Here is a 17,225-nt window from a genome sequence, read left to right on the forward strand (position 1 = left end):
TATGCAGAAACAAGCTCTAGGGAACATTCGCGTATTGGATATGACGCGAGTGCTCGCAGGGCCATGGTGTACCCAGATGCTGGGCGACATGGGAGCCGATGTCATCAAGATTGAGCACCCATCGCGAGGGGATGATACGCGGCAGTGGGGGCCGCCGTATGCGATGACGAGTGAAGCGGAAGTGCTTGAGGATTCCACCTACTTCGCTTCCGCAAATCGGAACAAACGATCGGTTGGCGTGGACATCGCCAACCCAGACGGTGCGGATCTGATCCGTAAGCTCGTTCTTGAGTGCGACATCTTTGTAGAGAACTTTAAGGTTGGTGATCTGGCTCGTCGAGGGCTTGACTACGACAGTCTGAAAAAGATCAATCCGCGCCTGATCTATTGCTCTATCACCGGGTACGGCCAATCCGGGCCGTACGCTGACCGCCCCGGCTACGACTTCGTTTTCCAGGGGGAAAGCGGGCTGATGAGCATAACGGGCGAGCGTGATGACGAGCCTGGTGGTGGGCCACAGAAGGTCGGGATCGCCATTGCTGATCTGACGACGGGACTGTATGCGACGGTCGCGATCCTCGCCGCGTTGAACCACAGGAATGTCACGGGAGAAGGTCAGCACATCGATTTGGCACTGCTCGATTGTCTGGTTGGCTTGTCGTCGAATCAGGGATTGTCGTGCCTGATCAATGGCGCCGAACCGCACCGGTGGGGGAACGCGCATCCGTCTCTCGTACCGTATCAAGTCTTTGATACGGCAGACGGTAAGGTGGTAGTTGCTGTGGGGAACGATTCCCAGTGGCAACGCTTTTGCCAAGCGATCGACGCCAAAGAACTGGCCCGGGATTCGACGTTCTATTCCGCATCCGGACGCATTCGGAATCGAGAGGCGCTAATTGCGCAGGTGTCGTCGGTTCTTGCGGCGCGCCAAACCGAGCATTGGCTTGCCGCGTTCTCCGCAGCGGATATCCCGCACGGTCGTATCAATACCTACAAGGAAGCCTTTGCTCACCCACAGGTCATCCACCGTCAGATGGCGATCGACGTGCCGGTTGACAAAGGTATCGGCTCGGTACGGGGCATCGCCAATCCCATCAAATTCAGTAAAACGCCGGTGCACTACGTTCGGGCGCCCGCGAAACTCGGTCAGCACACAGAAGACGTGCTTTCCGACTTGCTAGAACTTTCCGCGGACCACATCGCCGGTCTCGAAGAACGTGGGGTGATTAGTTGCCAAACGTCAAAAAAGACACTTCAGGAGCAATCATGAGCATCCAAGCTAATAATGTCGGAAACGTCCTGGAGATTTGCATTGCGCGTCCAGAAAAGCGCAATGCGATCAGCGCCGCGATGTACCAGGAACTGACCCGTCTTCTGGATGAGGCCAACGCGGACAAGGAATGTGCCGCAGTCATCGTGCATGGTGCGGGCGGACACTTCACTGTCGGTGCCGATATCAATGATTTCCAGACCCGGCGGGGTAATGAAGATTCCCCTGCTGTCACGCTTCTCCGGAAGATGGCCGCGATCGATGTGCCGCTAATCGCAGCAGTCGAGGGACTGGCGATTGGAATCGGCGCCACGATGCTGCAACACGTCGATTTTGCCTACGCATCCCAAGATGCGCGCTTCCGCATGCCGTTCGTATCGCTGGGTCTGTGCCCCGAGGGCGCATCCAGCTACCTGCTCGAATCGCTGGTAGGTGTCCGGAAGGCACGTGAGTGGTTGATGCTTGGAAAGTTCTTTGATGCAGAAGAAGCTTTCGATGCCGGGCTTCTGACGTCGCTGACGCAGGACGGGGAAGCCCTTGCACGGGCGCGCGAAACGGCTGCCGAACTGGCAAAGCTTCCCAAGGCTTCGGTACGCGCGACAAAGCGGATGTTGAACCACGAGAATCGTGCCGCTGTGGGTTCTGCGCTCGACCTGGAAGTGAAGATGTTCGCCGAACTCTTGAATACCGAAGCCACTCAGGAAATCTTCAAATCCTTCCTGAACAAGAAGCGTTAAGAACGCCATGGCCGAGTTGATAAAAATCGAATCAGAAAATTTCGTCCGGGTCATTACGATGAATCGGCCGGATAAGAGAAACGCGCTGAACTCGGAAATGTGCGACGCGTTGCACGACGCGTGGCAAGACTTCGCGGGCTCAGAGGATCGCGTTGCCCTGCTACGTGCAGAGGGGTCGGTGTTTACGGCAGGCCTCGACACGAACGATCCACCGGATTCCTTTTGGCATGCCATTCCCAATGTCGCATTTGACATTGGAAAGCCGGTTATTGCAGCGGTTAATGGCCCCGTGATAGCGGCGGGCGTATCGATGCTTGCATTCTGCGATCTTTGTGTAGCGACTTCGGCAACGACCTTCGTTTATCCCGAAGGTCGCCTAGGCATGGCAGCCGGCTTGATTAGCTCGCTGGTCGGTCGGATTCCCCACAAGATCGCGATGGAGCTCATGTTGACCGGGCGCCCGGTATCCGCCCAACGGGCCTATGAAGTCGGATTCGTAAACGAACTCTGTGAACCAGGAAGCGAAACAGAGGCAGCTCTAGTGACAGCGCGTCAGATTGCGAGCGCAGCGCCGCTGGTACTGCGTTTCCTCAAACAGGCGGCGAGACACTCGATTCCGGTAGGACTGGTTGAGGCAGGCTATAGCGCCCAGTACCAAGCTCAGATGCTGGCCAGGAGTGAAGACGCCCGGGAAGGGGCGTTGGCGGCCAAGGAGCGTCGCGCTCCCGTTTTCGTGGGCCGCTAGGACTAACTAACACAGTAGGGGACTGAGAAATGGATCTGAATTTCACAGAAGAAGAGCAGGAATTTAGAAAAGAGGTACATGCGTGGATCGACGCCCATTTGCCGAAGGAGATCTCGCACAAGGTGCACAACGGACTGCAGCTATCCCGCACCGATATGCAGCGTTGGCACCAAATTCTGGGGAAAAAGGGTTGGCTGACGTATAAGTGGCCAGTCGAGTTCGGCGGCACGGGCTGGACACCAGTGCAGCGGCACATATTCGAGGAAGAGTGCGCGTTGGCAGGAGCACCGCGACTCGTGCCCTATGGGCCTGTCATGGTGGCACCAGTCATCATGGCATTTGGTAACGCTGAGCAACAGGCGCGCTTCTTGCCCGGCATTGTGACGGGCGATGTTTGGTGGAGCCAGGGTTACAGCGAGCCGGGATCGGGTTCCGACCTGGCTTCGCTCAAGACACGAGCGGAGCGAAAGGGAGACAAGTACATAGTCAATGGTCAAAAGATCTGGACCACGTTGGCTCAGTACGGGGAGTGGATTTTCTGTCTCGTCCGGACCAATACAGAAGGGAAGCCGCAGGCAGGGATCAGTTTCCTGCTCATTGACATGCGTTCGCCTGGCGTCACGGTTCGGCCCATTAAGCTGCTGGACGGCGAGTGCGAGGTCAATGAGGTCTGGTTCGACAATGTTGAGGTCCCCGTTGAGAACCTGATTGGCGAAGAAAATAAGGGCTGGACCTATGCCAAACACCTTCTCAGTCACGAACGCTCGAACATTGCAGAAGTCGGGCGTGCCAAGCGTGAGCTCCGACGCCTGAAGCGAATCGCGGCTGCAGAAGGCATGATGGACGACCCTCGTTTCAAAGACGAGGTTTCGAAGCTCGAGGTAGATATTATCGCGCTCGAAATGCTGGTTCTTCGCGTTATCTCGGCAGAAAAATCCGGGAAGAATCCATTGGATATCGCAGGCCTACTGAAAATCCGAGGCAGTGAGATTCAACAGCGCTACAGTGAATTGATGATGCTGGCTGCAGGTCCCTATAGCCTCCCATTTATTCAAGACGCTATGTTGACGGAGTGGGATGGCGAGTTCCCAGGTGGAGAGCGACGGAACGCTCCGCTTGCCGCGACATATTTTAATCTGCGGAAAACCACTATCTACGGTGGCTCCAATGAAGTGCAGCGTAACATTGTTTCGCAAGTGGTCCTCGGATAAAGGAGTAGAGCATGGATTTCGAATTCACTGACGACCAGGACCAACTGCGAGATGCAGTAAGAAAGTGGGTAAAGCGTAGCTATACGTTTGAGCACCGTCGCAGTTCCGAGAGCAGCGGCGGATTTTCCCCGGACGCGTATTCGGAGCTTGCGGAGCTTGGGCTGACTGGACTTTACGTCCCAGAAGAGTATGGCGGCGTCGGTATGGGGCCGGTCGACGTTATGGTGGTTATGGAGGAACTGGGGCGGGGCATCGTACTCGAACCGCTGGCGCAAGTTCTACTTGCGGGTGCAGTGCTGTCGAACTACGCCGAAGCAAGCGTACGTGCGGCGTGGCTGCCTACGATCGCTTCTGGAGAAAGTCTGGTCGTACTGGCCCAGCAGGAGCGCGCGAATCGTTATCGCATCGATACGTGCGAGACGCGAGCAGTCGAGACGGCGGAAGGTTGGGAGCTTACTGGGAGTAAGAGCCTCGTGCCGGTTGGCGATCATGCTGCTGCGTACATTGTACCCGCCATGATTGCTGACACTCTCGGAGCGTTCCTTGTGGAGCGCTCCGCCCCAGGTGTATTGGTACACCCTTATCAAACTGTCGACGGCTCGCGCGCCGCGGAGCTGACGTTGTCGAAGGCGCCGGGCACGCTAGTCACCCGCGAAGGCCAGGATTGCCTGTCGTATGCCGTGGATCTTGGCATTGCAATGACGTGTGCAGAGGCCGTGGGCGTGATGGACGTAACCCTGGAGGCTCTGGTGGATTACATGAAGACGCGCAAGCAGTTCGGCGTCGCTATCGCGAGCTTCCAAGCGTTGCGTCACCGCGTCGCAGATATGAAGATGAGTCTAGAGCTCGCGAGGTCTATGAGCTACTACGCCTCGCTCAACGTCAACGCGCCGGCGAACCAGAGACGTCGCGCCATGGCACAAGCGAAATATCAGTTGGGCGGGTCGATGCGATTCGTCGGCCAGCAGGCCGTGCAATTGCACGGTGGGATTGGAATGACGGATGAGTATATCGTCAGCCACTATTTTAGACGCCTTACCCAAATGGAATCGGTGTTCGGAGATACGCTGCATCATCTGGCGCAGATGTCGGACTCCATGCATCCCGAGCTTGACAAGGCTGCCTAAGGCGCCGCGAAGAGTAAGTGCTCGATGAATTGCGATGGCGGGTGACCCTCATCGTTTCCGGCAGCGCGGTGGTACATCCTCGCGCTGCTCATAGTATCGGACCGGGATAGTAGCGTAATTGATGCAGACGCAACTTCAGTCACGAAGCCAAGTCGGGATCCATGATATTTTTCTTCCAATTCCAATGAAAGTGACTTCGTTGAGTGGCGAGCAGATAATCATCCGACAAGGCTATTCACGCGTAATTAAAGAGGGGAAGTTCGTGAAGCTCCCCGCTTTTTCTCCTGCGAGTCTGTTCTTGGGCGGCTCTATTTTTAAGAGCTCGCATTGCAGCTTCGATCTGGATGTAACTAGTTATTCTGTGGTGCGTGATCAACCAATGCACGATCTGTGGGATTCCAGGCCGCTTTGGGAGGCAATTTCATTGTCGGTGTTTATGAATCCAAAGGAAGCTTGGAATATTGCAGATATAGCGGATAGTTTGCAGACAACATCCTCGAGAGTCAGGCGGACCCTCTTCAGCCAGGGCAATTGCTTCACGGAAATATGTAACACGCAGCGGCTTATGCGTTCGCTGTTCGAATTGGCAGGACTGGAAAGATCTATACCGGATATTTCGAACAGAATTGGGTGGAGCCAATCCTATGACTTTGAGTCATCTTTCTATAATAGATTTAAAGTTTCGGCAGATGTTATTTGCGGAATGAAATTTTATGCCCGCTAGGCGATCTATTTAGAGGAGCTCTACTGAACGTTTGCCAGCCATCAACCGCTTCGAAAGAGATGGGCGGCCGTTGGGCAGGCCGCCCTCTTTTGCGATGGAAGTACCATCCGCCCCAGCCTCGCGCGCGCAGGCTGCTCGTGCCGCCGTGATGCCGGCGGCCGTTGCCCCGATGACTACGATTTGCTTAGGGGAATCATCAGAGAGCCTCGTGAATCTCGATTGCCAACGCCGGACAGATCCCAGCAGCCAAGCGTGCAGATTTTGTATTGATCGGCCGACGGATCGGCATTCAAAAGAATGACGATTCCGTCATCCTTTTGGTCGAACAGATCCGGCGCATTGACGACGCATTGGCCGGAACCGCAGCATTTTTCGGGATAGATTGTGATTTTCATCGTGATTCGCCGTAGTGGATTTACCAGCTAACGGGCAGTGCCCTAACACCATACATGAGCGAATCGCTCTTGAACGCGAGGCTCTCGATGGGCACGGCCAGCCGAAGATTCGGCAGGCGCTTCAGTAGGGCGGTGAACATGATCTGCATTTCGACTCTGGCGAGAACTTGTCCCATGCACTGATGCGGGCCGTATCCGAATGCGATCTGTGTCCGGGCATCACGGCGGAGGTCAAAGACGTGGGGATCTTTGAACTGCTCCTGGTCGCGATTTGCGGAAATACTAAGCACGACAACGGGATCACCGGCTCGGATCAATTGCCCATTCACGACAACGTCCTCCAGTGCGACACGTCGCGTCCCGGACTGTATGACATCCAGGAAGCGTAGCATCTCCTCCACCGCGTTTGGAACGAGGCTTGGATTCTGGCGAAGCTCTTCCCAGATGTCCGGCCTCTGAAGTAGGAAGAGCACCCCCATCGACGTCGTATTTGCCGTCGTCTCGTGCCCGGCAATCAGCAGAAGCCTTCCAAGCGAGACCACGTCTGTTTCAGTGATATCGCCCTTCCGTACATGATTAACGATAAGGCGACTGAGGATGTCCTCCCCGGGGCTTTCGGATCTCTTCGCCACCAGTTCACGCAGGTATTCGCACAACGCTTGATTCGCGGCGCTAGCCTCTTCCCTCGTCGCGGTGCTCGACGTCATGATCATCGCCTGTTCTTGGAAGAAGTCGTGATCGTCGTATGGAACACCAAGCAACTCTGAGATAGCCAATGCTGGTGTCGCCAATGTAAAGGCGCTAACCAGGTCAGAAGGCTGCGGCCCCATCGCAAAATCTTCCAAGAGCTTGTCCACGATGGCCTGAAGTCGCGGCCGCAGATTCTCGATCTTTCGGATCGTGAATTCGCTGGTCAGCATCCGCCGTTGCTCTGAATGCTTGGGTTCATCCATGGTAATGAAGGTCCGGTTACTACTCCGAACAACCTTTACTGCGGCGCTGGAAGAGGGAAATCCCGGATGTGAGACGTCGGAGCTAAAGCGAGAGTCCGACAAGACAGCGCGAACATCGTCATAACGCGTGACAAGCCAAGCGATCTTTCCGTCCCAAAGCTTACCTTGTGCCAATTCGCCCTTCTGTTGCATCTGGAAGAACACCGGCGGCGGCGCCAAGGGATCTACGCGCTTAGGGGGGAAATCTGGGATTCCGCCGCTGTCGCCCTCAGCGTGAAAAGGACACGCTGATTTCGGCTCGTTCGCAGCCGCATCAAAAGGACAGCGCCCTTCTACCGCGGAAGATGGGTTGGAGGAAGGGGTGGGAGCAGGCGACTCCGTCATGGAAATATCTCCGAGGGCGATTGGTGGCTAATGTTAGGTAGCCTACCTATGTGGCGCAAAGGGGGGTTTACCCTCAACAACAGAATCGAAGGTCGACCCGTAGACATCAGAAGAAAGCGGAGAACCCATATGTGGCGATATGCCCGCCGACGTTGGAGTGCTTGCCCGCCCGCAACACCATCGCCATGGCATTCCAGCGCGCCATGGCGGCCAGTCGGCGCTCGATCGAGGTGTCGCCTGGGTACGGCTGCTCGCCCGATTCGGCAATCGTATTGACGTAGGGCGTCGTGATTGCGCCATGGAAATCCCCGTGTCGGGCCGCGTCCGATTCATGCAGGCGGCCGATCAGGTAGTGGGCGCGTTCGCGGCCTTCCACTTCGGTCACGGCGGCCAGGGCCTCAATCCATTCCTGGGTTTCCTGCGGGTCCACATCCAGCGGCAATACGTGTAGCGGCAACACCGGGGCATTCATCTCTGTCTCCATGGGATTGACGGGGCTTCGGTTCGCATCAGGCCCGGTCGGATAGGCGTGGCCATTGCGCTTCAAATAAATTGCAGTTGCAATCGTCTGGGCATTGTGAGCGCTCTGCGGCATAATTGCAACTGCAACTATTGGAGATACCATGTCGACTGAGAAGCCGGATTTGTGGTTTTCGTTTGTACGGTCGCACCGGGCCTTGATACGTGAGGTGGATCGGCGTCTTGCCGAGGCTGGACTGCCTGTCTACGCGTGGTACGACGTGCTGTGGGGGATTGAAAGCGGGCCGGAGGAAAGCCGCCGGATGCATGAGCTGGCCGATGTGCTTGCCATCGAGCGGTACAACCTGACTCGCCTGATTGACCGGCTGGAGCGTGAAGAGCTGGTGACCCGTATCCGGTCAGAGGAAGACGGCCGCGCCGCGTTCGTGTCCGTCACACGGCAAGGTAAGGCCTTGCGCAAGAAGATGTGGGGCATCTACGAGGCGGCGGTCAAAGAACTGTTTCTGGCCGAGTTCCGGCCGGAAGACATCGGGCGATTTTCTCGTGCGCTGGATGCGGCGGCAGCCAAAGCGGGGTGGCCGAAATAGGTTCGAACTCCCTTTTCGTGCGGTGACGCTTCTGGCTCGCGCCGGAGGGGACGAATGTGTCCGCTTTTTGGGACACGTTCGACTTAGTTGGCAACGGCGGTACCCTGACGCCTCAATCAAAGGTCAGTGGCATGACCGGCGCTTACCGGCCCACCCTAAGCGGACATCAGGATGGAGCAGAGACTGATATCCATTAGGCGCCCCGCATGACTGAAGAATTCCCTCAGAACGTTGTCTGCAACGCTTCATTTAATAGCTGGACAACGTATGCTTCGACCGCTTTGTGCCCGGTGAGGGCCTAGCTAGAGCGACGGCTGAGTTCCGTCCGTAGCGACAAAACGTAGTTTGGCTCACCAACTATTGGGGCGGCGCCGTACTTTCGCGAACTACAAGGTCAGGCTCGAACTCGGTCTGAATGCGTTTGGACCCGCCTTCAATCTGATCAACCAGGTTACGAGAAGTAAGTTCGCCAATCAGAACGGGATTCGAGTGTACGGTCGTGAGTGCGGGCGTCATCAGTTCCGCCATCTGCCAGTCGCCGAAGCCTGTAACTGAGATGTCGCTCGGAACCGATAGTCCCAATGTGCGGCACTCCGCGATCGCTGCCACAGCAACGAAGTCATTGATGCATATCAGGGCAGTCGGCTGTTCCTGATGCGGCAGCGAGTCATTACGCTCGAGACAGGTCCGAACCGCTTGCCGGACGGCAGATGCTTCGTACGGTGTCGGGAGAATGCGGTCGTCGGGTATCGAAATGCCGTTCTCACTGAGGACGTCTTGGATGCCCAGAAGTCGTTGAGAGGAGAGAAATTGAGTCTCTAGTGGCCCTGGGAGGACGGCAAACTTTCGATGTCCCTGTTTGACCAAATAGCTCGTCAACCTGCGCATCGCCAAGCGATTGTCATATCCCACCGTGGGATGCATACCCTCACGATCGACGGCCCACATTAGGACATACGGAATGGCATGCTTGTGGATTAGCGAGAAGACGTCAGGGTGATGCTGTGACCCGATAATGGCGATTCCGTCGACTCTGCGCTCCAAAAGCGCGCGCGCGCAGCGTAGTTCTGTCTCACTGTCGTCCCGGTGGCACGTCAATAAAACGGTGTATCCGAGCCGATCGAGCTGCGCCTCTAAGGTATCGACCGCTTTCGCGTAAAGCTCGTTCATCAGTGTCGGCGCAATGATGCCGACCGATCGCGTGCGCCCTTGACGCAGGTCCCGAGCCGAGGAAGACGGGACGTAGTTGAGGCTTGCGATGGCGTTCTGCACGCGCTCCAGCGTGTCAGGTCGCAGCCGATCCGGCGATGTCAGTGCACGGGAGACTGTTGCCGAGGAAACGCCGGCGAGGAGGGCGACTTGCTTGACATTCACCATATCGGATCAGCGGTTATCTTCAGCCTGGGATATCGGCCGACTGCCGTCATTGTAACGACCTTGGTAGTCCACAGGCAGTTTCCGTCGTCGGGGGGTATCCCGACGACGGACCGGCATTCCCGGTGAGGGCTAGTCGAGCCGGACCTTTGCTGAATCAGCCACGCGCTTCCATTTCGTAACTTCGGTGCGCAGAAACGCATCGAATGCTTCCGGGGTGCCGCCTGCGATCTGCGCGCCTTGAGCCATCAGCTTGTCGCGGACCTCCGGATCCTGAAGGGCTTTGTTGAACTGGCTGTTCATCTTAGCAACGATGGCTGGTGAGGTCCCGGTCGGCACCATAAATCCACCCCAAGAAACGGCTTCGTATCCGCTTATCCCGAGCGCTTCATCTACCGTCGGCACATCGGGCAGTGCCGGCAATCGAGTCTTGCTCGTGACCGCAAGAGCCCTGAGTTTTCCACTCTTGACATGTGGCATTCCAGCAAGCGCGGTGGGAAGGGCAACATTGATCTGCTGACCGAGCACGTCTGTGAGCGAAGGCGCGTCTCCCTTATAGGGAACGTGGTTCATCTTGACGCCAGCCATGGTACTAAGGAGTTCCCCGGCCAGATGGCTGCCCGAACCGTTGCCTGCAGATCCAAAGGTAATCTGTCCTGGCTTGGCCTTTGCTAATGAGACCAGTTGGCGCAGGTCCTTCACCGGCGAATTTGCTGCCGTGACGATAATGAGCGGCACCTTTGTCACCAAGACAACTGGCGTAAAGTCTTTCAGCGTGTCATAAGGAAGTCTCCCGTATACGGCCGGGTTGATGGCATTCGGCCCAAGGTTGGCCATCAGCACGGTGTAGCCGTCAGGCTGCGCCTTCGCAACGGCTTCATTAGCGATGATGCCGTTTGCGCCAGGCCGGTTCTCCACAACAACAGACTCTCCCCATGCCTGGCTAAGCTTAGCGCTTAGGAGCCTGGCGGTCACGTCTGAGGCGCCGCCAGGGGGATATGGAAGAACGACCCGAATCGGCTGGACCGGCCATTCCTTAGCGTGGGCGGCGGCCAGACCGATGGTCAGTGTCACTCCGCAAACGGCTAATGCCCCCGCAATTCGTAGCAATCGATGCATGTCTGTCTCCTTTGAACGTGATCTTTATGGTGATCACTGTGGTCGGGCGGATTACACGTCAGATCGTCCCATCGCGGCGCATTGCCTCAATTTGCTCCACAGACTTCCCGAGCTCATTTTTCAGGATGGTTTCAGTGTGTTCGCCCAGCGCTGGGGGCGCGCGAAGGTAGTCGATACTGCTGCGAGAGAACTTGATAGGGTTCGCAACCTGGGGCGCGCTTGCACCGCTGCTGTGGGGCAAAGAGAAAACCATTTCACGCGCCCGGATATGGGGATCCTCCAGTGCTTCTGGAATGCTCTGGATCGGGCCACAAGGTACGCCGACCGATTCCAGCAGTTTGAGCCACGTGTCTCTCTCTTCTTCTTCAAAGCGAGCCGAGAGCACCTCCACAAGACTTTCACGGTTCTTTAGACGATCCGCATTGCGTCGATAGCGGTCATCATCCGGAAGATTGATTAAACCCAGCGCTTCGCACATGGCTCGGAACTGCCGGTCATTACCGACTGCTACGATCAGAGAGCCATCGCTTGCAGGGAATGACTGATAAGGTGCGAGATTGGGGTGCGCGTTGCCCCAACGACGCGGGTGGCTCCCGCCCACCAAATAGTTCGAGGCCTGGTTTGCCAGCCACGCCACCTGCGTATCCAGCAGGCTCATATCGATGTACTGCCCGCGGCCACTGCCGACTCGCTCAAATAGCGCGCTGACAATTGCAACGCTTGCATACATGCCAGTCATCAAGTCCGATATGGGCACCCCGCATTTTTGCGGGCCGCCACCGGGGACGCCGTCGCGCTCGCCTGTGATGCTCATCAGCCCGCCCATGGCTTGCACCACGAAATCGTATCCAGCCCGCTTGCGGTATGGGCCCGTCTGCCCGAAGCCGGTGATGGAGCAGTAGACGAGCCGAGGATTGATCTCACTCAGGGTCTTGAAGTCCAACCCGTAACGTTGCATATCGCCGAACTTGTAGTTCTCAACGAAGACGTCGCAATCTTTGACTAGCTCGTGCAGCAAATCCTGACCGACCTTGCTGCTGACATCCAGAGTGATCGAACGCTTCCCGCGATTGGCGCAAAGGAAGTACGCCGACTCTTCCGTCGTCGTGCCATCCTCACGAGTAAGGAACGGCGGGCCCCAAGCTCGCGTGTCATCGCCGGTGCCGGGACGCTCAACCTTCATCACGTCAGCGCCCAGGTCGGACAATAGTTGCGTGCTCCAGGGTCCAGCAAGGATCCGGCTCAAGTCTAGGACCTTGATACCTGCAAGGGGGCCTGCCATATCTCCTACTCCTCTTTTTTGAGTTTCTAACTAATTAGCTCGGGTCGAACAGCACGCCAGGGTTCAAGACCTGGTGCGGATCAAAGGCCTGCTTGGCGGCCTTTAGCGCGGTGCAGAACAGCTCCGGCCGTTCCTTGTCGTACCAAGGGCGATGGTCCCGACCAAGCGCATGGTGGTGGGTCACCGTACCGCCTGCGTCCACCATGGCTTGCTCTCCAATGCGTTTGATCGCTTGGAACTGCTCGGGCAATCGAGCCTTATCGCCATAGGCAAACCACGTGAAATATGGCGCAGGGCCATCAGGGTAGAGGTGGGTAAAGCGGCAAGTCACCGAACCCGGGCGGCCGGTAACTTCGCGAATGGCCCGATGCGTTTCTGCCTTGACGTGCGCGTGAAGAGCGGCGAACTTGTCCCACGTGCACGCGGTTTCCATGGTCTCGCGCATGACGCCGCGAGCAATGGCGTACTCGCGCAGGTATGGGCCGCGCAGGAACTTGTTTCGCCAGCTCGATGTCGCAGCGTCCGCACCACCTTGGTTTCCGCTGACCGGATCATCGTCCCATTCGCCGCCGCACTCCGCGCAAATTTCCAGTGCTCGCTTCAGGCGTGCCTCGACCGGGTGGTCGGCGGACTCGAATCCCAGCACGAGAATGTCATAGCTGCCGTCGCTCGAACCCGTGTACAAGGCTTCTTCGCGTTCCACAAGGCGGGCATTGGCAGGGTTCAGTCCAGATTGAGACAGTACCCGTGTGGCCTCGACAGCGCGCGCATAGTCACGGAAACGTACGGTCACCTGCTTGCGGAAGACCGGCCGGCGGTGAAGCTTGACCCACGCCTCGGTAATGATGCCCAGTGCGCCTTCGGAGCCGAGGAAAAGTCGATCCGGATTGGGTCCCGAACCCGATACCGGGAAACGTCGGGATTCAATGGCACCCTGGGGCGTTACCACTCGCATGCTCTCGACGTGGTCGTCGATCTGAGTGAACGCGGTCGCAAAGTGGCCTGCTGCTCGCGTTGCGATCCAACCCCCCAGTGACGAGAACTCCCACGCTTGCAGGAAGAATCGCATGGTCAGGCCGGTGGGCTTGAGCTGTCGTTCCAGCTCCGGGCCAAGGACGCCCGCTTGAATGCGCGCGGCCTGCGATGTTTGGTCTACCTCCAGCACTTTGTTGAAGTGCTTCATGTCGATGGACACCACGCCACGGTAACGATCGTGCTCGGGCGGATTCACGCCGGCCACGACGCTGGTGCCGCCGCCGTACGGAACTGCAGCAACGTTCTGGCGCCCGCACCAGTCGAACAGGTCCACGATGTCCTGCTCAGTGCGCGGGTAGGCGATGACGTCCGGCGGGTTGGAAAATTCCCGGCGCATTGCGCGCGCAACATCCATGGTGCCCGCGCCGTAGGTGTGATACAGGCGGTCGTAATGATCGCTTGTGCAGATTTCGCGAAGCGACGCGGGCAGCTGTACGCGAGGTTTGCGCAGCGAAATTTCTTCGGGCGTCGGAAAAGGTGTCGCTTCGAAGTGCTCGACACCCAGCAAGCGTGTCCACGCTGCCTCGAACTCCCGGATTTCGTCCGGCGTGACGGTGTCACCCTCATAGCCCCACCCGTAAAACTTACGACGACGTTCCTGCATTGTTGCCTCCTGTGTAATGTGGTAATCGATTACATACGTTACGGTAACCTGCATCAGAGACTGTAAATAACCAATGCCAGTACGGTGATGAGGCGAAAACAGCACTGCGTGCAATCGATTACATAAGTTTAGATTGGTGCGGCATAATGTCAAGCAGTTAACGCAGTCGCGGCCATGGGTTGGAGCAGGAGTCGACGAAGAGATCGGATCGCTAAGAGACCTTCCCGCGGCGAGGTCACTGTGGGTTGGAGAGCGACTTACTTGGTGGTCTTCCCTTGCAGGGCGTCACGTACGTCCTTGCCTGAGGACCCAGTGAGTCGATCCTGAGCAAGCAATCTGGGGGCGCTTGCTCGTTGCAGCGTTGGCATGGTGCTCGAGCGACAGAGCAGCAAGAAGTGTGGCCGCTCCCTAGGCCTCAAGCGATGACATGCGGCATATCCGCCCTGGGTAGCCCACCAAACGGAGAGAAGATATGGCCCTGCAACACATCCCGCCCATTCAATGTCTTGTCACCTTCGAGACGGTTGCAAGGCTTCGGAGCGCCACACGTGCCGCCGACGAGTTGTGTGTAACAACCAGCGCCGTGAGTCATCGAATCCGCCAGCTTGAATCTCACCTCGGTGTTGAACTCTTCGGGCGGAGTGACTTCACGCTTTCTGCACATGGTGCAGCGTACCTGGCGAATGTCCGAAGCGGCCTCGCTGCGCTACAGCAGATGCCGGTCAAAAATGGAAAAGCCTCTTCCACGCGACTGCGGGTCGCGGTGACCCCAACTTTCTCCAGGCAGTTCCTGATGCCCAAACTGGAACTGTTCCGCAACAAGTATCCGGACATCGACCTTATCTTGCAGGTCTCCATCCCATTCCTGGACGTCACAGCCGAGCCATCCGATTTGGAAATCCGGTACGGCGCCGGCGGATATGCGGACGTCGATCATCGCGTCGTTCTCTCGGAGGAGGTGGCGCCGGCTTGCAGCCCTACCTATCTCAACGAGTTCGGCCCCTTCGAAGGCTTCGAAATGGCGGGTGAAATCGACCAGGCGCGTCTGATACGTAGCCCGCTTGAGCCTTGGACGACATGGTTCTCCTCATGTGGATTGACGAGAACGGAGCCGCATGTGGGCGCTCAATTCAACGATCTAGGGCTTCTCTATGACGCAGCCGCGTGCGGGTTCGGCGTGGCACTAGTGAGGACCCGTATGGCGCAGTCATGGCTAGAGGGGGGGCGACTCATCCGCATATCGGATCGATCCGTGCCTTCACCGATGGCGCACTACTTATGCTGGGAACCTGGGGCCCTGGAGAGATGGGAGTGCGCCGCCTTTATGGAGTGGCTCACCGACTCGCTAAGTTGAGCGGCCCAAACACGGCAATCAAGTTTTCTGCAACTCAACCGCAAATAACTCTCAACCTGCTATATCGCGTGATTGTCTACAGTCAAGTCATGGCGTCTCGTCGACGCCTTTGACAGAAGTGTATTAGAACCTCCCCACACAATGCATCGCATTCATCGCTCAACGTTTGAGCCTCAGCGCCCGGAAGCAACGCTCCGCCTTGGAGCTGCAGCATCCGTCCAGGCTGATTGCGCGGTTCGCCGGCTCGCTACGGTCGCGCCGTCGCTCCGCACTGATTATCCAATAGACCGGCACAGCACGACGCAGCTTCATCGCACCAGGAGGGCAAAGTCATGAATGCGACGCGTGACGGCTGGTTGGCACATCCTACTGACGCTGAGCGGAGGGAAGCCCGGCGTGCGGAAGTGGTTTCCGCGCTAGAAGGCGTGCTGCCTAGGGACCTTATCCTGTCGCAGCGCGAGGACACCCAGCCATTTGAATGCGATGGCCTTACGGCCTATCGGGCGCAGCCGCTCGTCGTGGTGCTTCCCGAAACAGAAGAGCAGGTTGTTGCCATTCTGCGAACGTGCAAGACGCTCGGTGCGCCCGTCGTGGCTCGGGGCGCAGGCACGGGATTGTCAGGCGGTGCGCTCCCACATGAGATGGGCGTGCTCCTTTCGCTCGCTCGTTTTAACCGGATCGTCAGGGTAGATCCTGTGAGTTGTACCGCAGTGGTCCAATGCGGTGTACGCAACGCCGCAATCAGTGAGGCAGCCGCTACGTATGGGCTGTACTACGCCCCCGATCCGTCCAGCCAGATTGCCTGCACGATCGGTGGAAACGTGGCCGAGAATTCCGGAGGCGTCCATTGCCTCAAGTACGGACTCACGTTGCAGAACGTAATGAAAGTACGGGGATACACCATTCAGGGCGAGGCGATAGAGTTTGGATCGGAAGCCCTTGATGTCCCTGGGCTCGATTTGCTCGGCGTCGTTGTAGGCAGTGAAGGGATGCTCGCAGTGACATTGGAAGTCACCGTCAAGTTAATTCCTAAGCCAGAACTTGCGCGATGCATCGTTGCAAGCTTCGACACCGTCGAAGCCGCTGGTGACGCCGTAGCCAACGTCATCGCGGCCGGCATCATCCCAGCCGGCCTGGAACTGATGGACAAGCCGATGACCGCCGCCGTAGAGGACTTCGTGCATGCTGGCTATGACCTGGACGCGGCCGCAATCCTATTGTGCGAGAGTGATGGGACGGCGTTGGAGGTCGAGGACGAGATTGTGAAGATGAATGCCGTCCTCACCGCCAGCGGGGCCACTCGTCTTGAAGCAAGTCAGGACGAGGCGCAGCGTCTTCGTTTCTGGAGCGGGCGAAAGAATGCATTTCCCGCGACGGGGCGCATGAGCCCGGATTACCTGTGCATGGATTCCACGATTCCTCGCAAGAGTCTCGCTGCGATCCTTCGAGCAATCAGCGAGATGGAGGTGCGCTATGGGCTTCGCTGCGTGAACGTGTTCCACGCCGGCGACGGGAATCTACATCCGCTGATCCTTTTCGACGCCAACAATCCCGAAGAACTGCACCAGGCGGAGCAATTCGGCGCTGAGATTCTGGAAACAAGCGTCACGCTTGGCGGGACGGTGACCGGAGAGCACGGTGTGGGCGTGGAGAAGCTGAACTCAATGTGCGTTCAGTTCTCAGGCGCAGAGCGAGAACAAATGTTTGCGCTGAAACGTGCATTCGATCCGCAATCGCTCTTGAATCCTGGGAAGGTAATTCCGACGCTGCATCGATGTGCCGAATATGGTCGCATGACTGTTCGGCGTGGGATGCTGCCGCATCCAGAAATCCCGAGGTTCTAG

The 17,225-nt window shown here is 57.5% G+C and carries 15 protein-coding genes and 1 pseudogene; 9 read left to right on the top strand and 7 right to left on the bottom strand.

The annotated features are described in order from the left end of the window. Position 1 precedes the first annotated feature (1 nt). From AC3WXD_RS03150 to AC3WXD_RS03175, 6 genes are all read left to right on the top strand, one after another. Positions 2 to 1,270 (top strand): CaiB/BaiF CoA transferase family protein, encoded by a 1,269-nt coding sequence (locus AC3WXD_RS03150; protein WP_043358200.1) that lies wholly within the window; start codon positions 2 to 4, stop codon positions 1,268 to 1,270. Further along, a complete protein-coding gene (locus AC3WXD_RS03155; RefSeq protein WP_043355358.1) occupies positions 1,267 to 2,007 on the top strand; it encodes an enoyl-CoA hydratase/isomerase family protein in 741 nt (246 codons plus the stop codon). Before AC3WXD_RS03150 ends, AC3WXD_RS03155 begins: the two co-directional genes overlap by 4 nt. A gap of 7 nt (positions 2,008 to 2,014) precedes the next feature. Continuing rightward, on the top strand, positions 2,015 to 2,752 hold the full coding sequence (locus AC3WXD_RS03160) for an enoyl-CoA hydratase/isomerase family protein (protein ID WP_043355356.1): 738 nt from the start codon (positions 2,015 to 2,017) through the stop codon (positions 2,750 to 2,752). Positions 2,753 to 2,781: 29 nt separating this feature from the next. Continuing rightward, positions 2,782 to 3,963, top strand: coding sequence for an acyl-CoA dehydrogenase family protein (locus AC3WXD_RS03165; protein ID WP_043355354.1), 1,182 nt, complete (start codon positions 2,782 to 2,784; stop codon positions 3,961 to 3,963). Positions 3,964 to 3,974: 11 nt separating this feature from the next. Continuing rightward, positions 3,975 to 5,090: an acyl-CoA dehydrogenase family protein gene (locus AC3WXD_RS03170; protein ID WP_043355352.1), complete on the top strand. Its 1,116-nt coding sequence runs from the start codon at positions 3,975 to 3,977 to the stop codon at positions 5,088 to 5,090. A 121-nt stretch (positions 5,091 to 5,211) separates the two neighbouring features. Then, a complete protein-coding gene (locus AC3WXD_RS03175; protein ID WP_124684263.1) occupies positions 5,212 to 5,814 on the top strand; it encodes a helix-turn-helix transcriptional regulator in 603 nt (200 codons plus the stop codon). A 173-nt stretch (positions 5,815 to 5,987) separates the two neighbouring features. Here the strand turns inward: AC3WXD_RS03175 and AC3WXD_RS03180 are convergent, their stop codons facing one another. The 3 genes and pseudogenes from AC3WXD_RS03180 to aceE form a co-directional block, all read right to left on the bottom strand. Continuing rightward, on the bottom strand, positions 5,988 to 6,209 hold the full coding sequence (locus AC3WXD_RS03180) for a ferredoxin (protein WP_196765233.1): 222 nt from the start codon (positions 6,207 to 6,209) through the stop codon (positions 5,988 to 5,990). A 20-nt stretch (positions 6,210 to 6,229) separates the two neighbouring features. After that, complete coding sequence (locus tag AC3WXD_RS03185) at positions 6,230 to 7,546, bottom strand: cytochrome P450 (RefSeq protein WP_081201625.1); 1,317 nt, start codon at positions 7,544 to 7,546, stop codon at positions 6,230 to 6,232. A 109-nt stretch (positions 7,547 to 7,655) separates the two neighbouring features. After that, positions 7,656 to 8,018, bottom strand: a pseudogene (gene aceE / locus AC3WXD_RS03190) (pyruvate dehydrogenase (acetyl-transferring), homodimeric type); the annotation flags it as partial. A 151-nt stretch (positions 8,019 to 8,169) separates the two neighbouring features. Between aceE and AC3WXD_RS03195 the strand changes: the two are divergent. Then, positions 8,170 to 8,613, top strand: a complete 444-nt coding sequence (locus tag AC3WXD_RS03195; protein ID WP_043355349.1) for a MarR family winged helix-turn-helix transcriptional regulator — start codon at positions 8,170 to 8,172, stop codon at positions 8,611 to 8,613. A 357-nt stretch (positions 8,614 to 8,970) separates the two neighbouring features. On the opposite strand, the gene AC3WXD_RS03200 is transcribed toward AC3WXD_RS03195, so the two are convergent. The 4 genes from AC3WXD_RS03200 to AC3WXD_RS03215 all read right to left on the bottom strand — a co-directional run bounded on the left by AC3WXD_RS03200 (position 8,971) and on the right by AC3WXD_RS03215 (position 14,027). Further along, positions 8,971 to 9,990 carry a LacI family DNA-binding transcriptional regulator gene (locus AC3WXD_RS03200; RefSeq protein WP_043355348.1) on the bottom strand — a complete coding sequence of 340 codons (1,020 nt, stop codon included), beginning with the start codon at positions 9,988 to 9,990 and terminating at the stop codon, positions 8,971 to 8,973. A gap of 129 nt (positions 9,991 to 10,119) precedes the next feature. Further along, positions 10,120 to 11,106, bottom strand: coding sequence for a Bug family tripartite tricarboxylate transporter substrate binding protein (locus AC3WXD_RS03205; RefSeq protein WP_043355346.1), 987 nt, complete (start codon positions 11,104 to 11,106; stop codon positions 10,120 to 10,122). Positions 11,107 to 11,164: 58 nt separating this feature from the next. Continuing rightward, positions 11,165 to 12,388, bottom strand: coding sequence for a CaiB/BaiF CoA transferase family protein (locus AC3WXD_RS03210; protein WP_043355344.1), 1,224 nt, complete (start codon positions 12,386 to 12,388; stop codon positions 11,165 to 11,167). A 34-nt stretch (positions 12,389 to 12,422) separates the two neighbouring features. Continuing rightward, positions 12,423 to 14,027: an FAD-binding oxidoreductase gene (locus AC3WXD_RS03215; RefSeq protein WP_043355342.1), complete on the bottom strand. Its 1,605-nt coding sequence runs from the start codon at positions 14,025 to 14,027 to the stop codon at positions 12,423 to 12,425. A gap of 472 nt (positions 14,028 to 14,499) precedes the next feature. On the opposite strand from AC3WXD_RS03215, the gene AC3WXD_RS03220 reads away from it, so the two are divergent. Further along, positions 14,500 to 15,381, top strand: coding sequence for a LysR substrate-binding domain-containing protein (locus AC3WXD_RS03220; RefSeq protein ID WP_043355340.1), 882 nt, complete (start codon positions 14,500 to 14,502; stop codon positions 15,379 to 15,381). A gap of 332 nt (positions 15,382 to 15,713) precedes the next feature. After that, positions 15,714 to 17,225: an FAD-linked oxidase C-terminal domain-containing protein gene (locus AC3WXD_RS03225; RefSeq protein ID WP_043355338.1), complete on the top strand. Its 1,512-nt coding sequence runs from the start codon at positions 15,714 to 15,716 to the stop codon at positions 17,223 to 17,225.

This window comes from Cupriavidus sp. FW216-B1 (assembly GCF_058789195.1).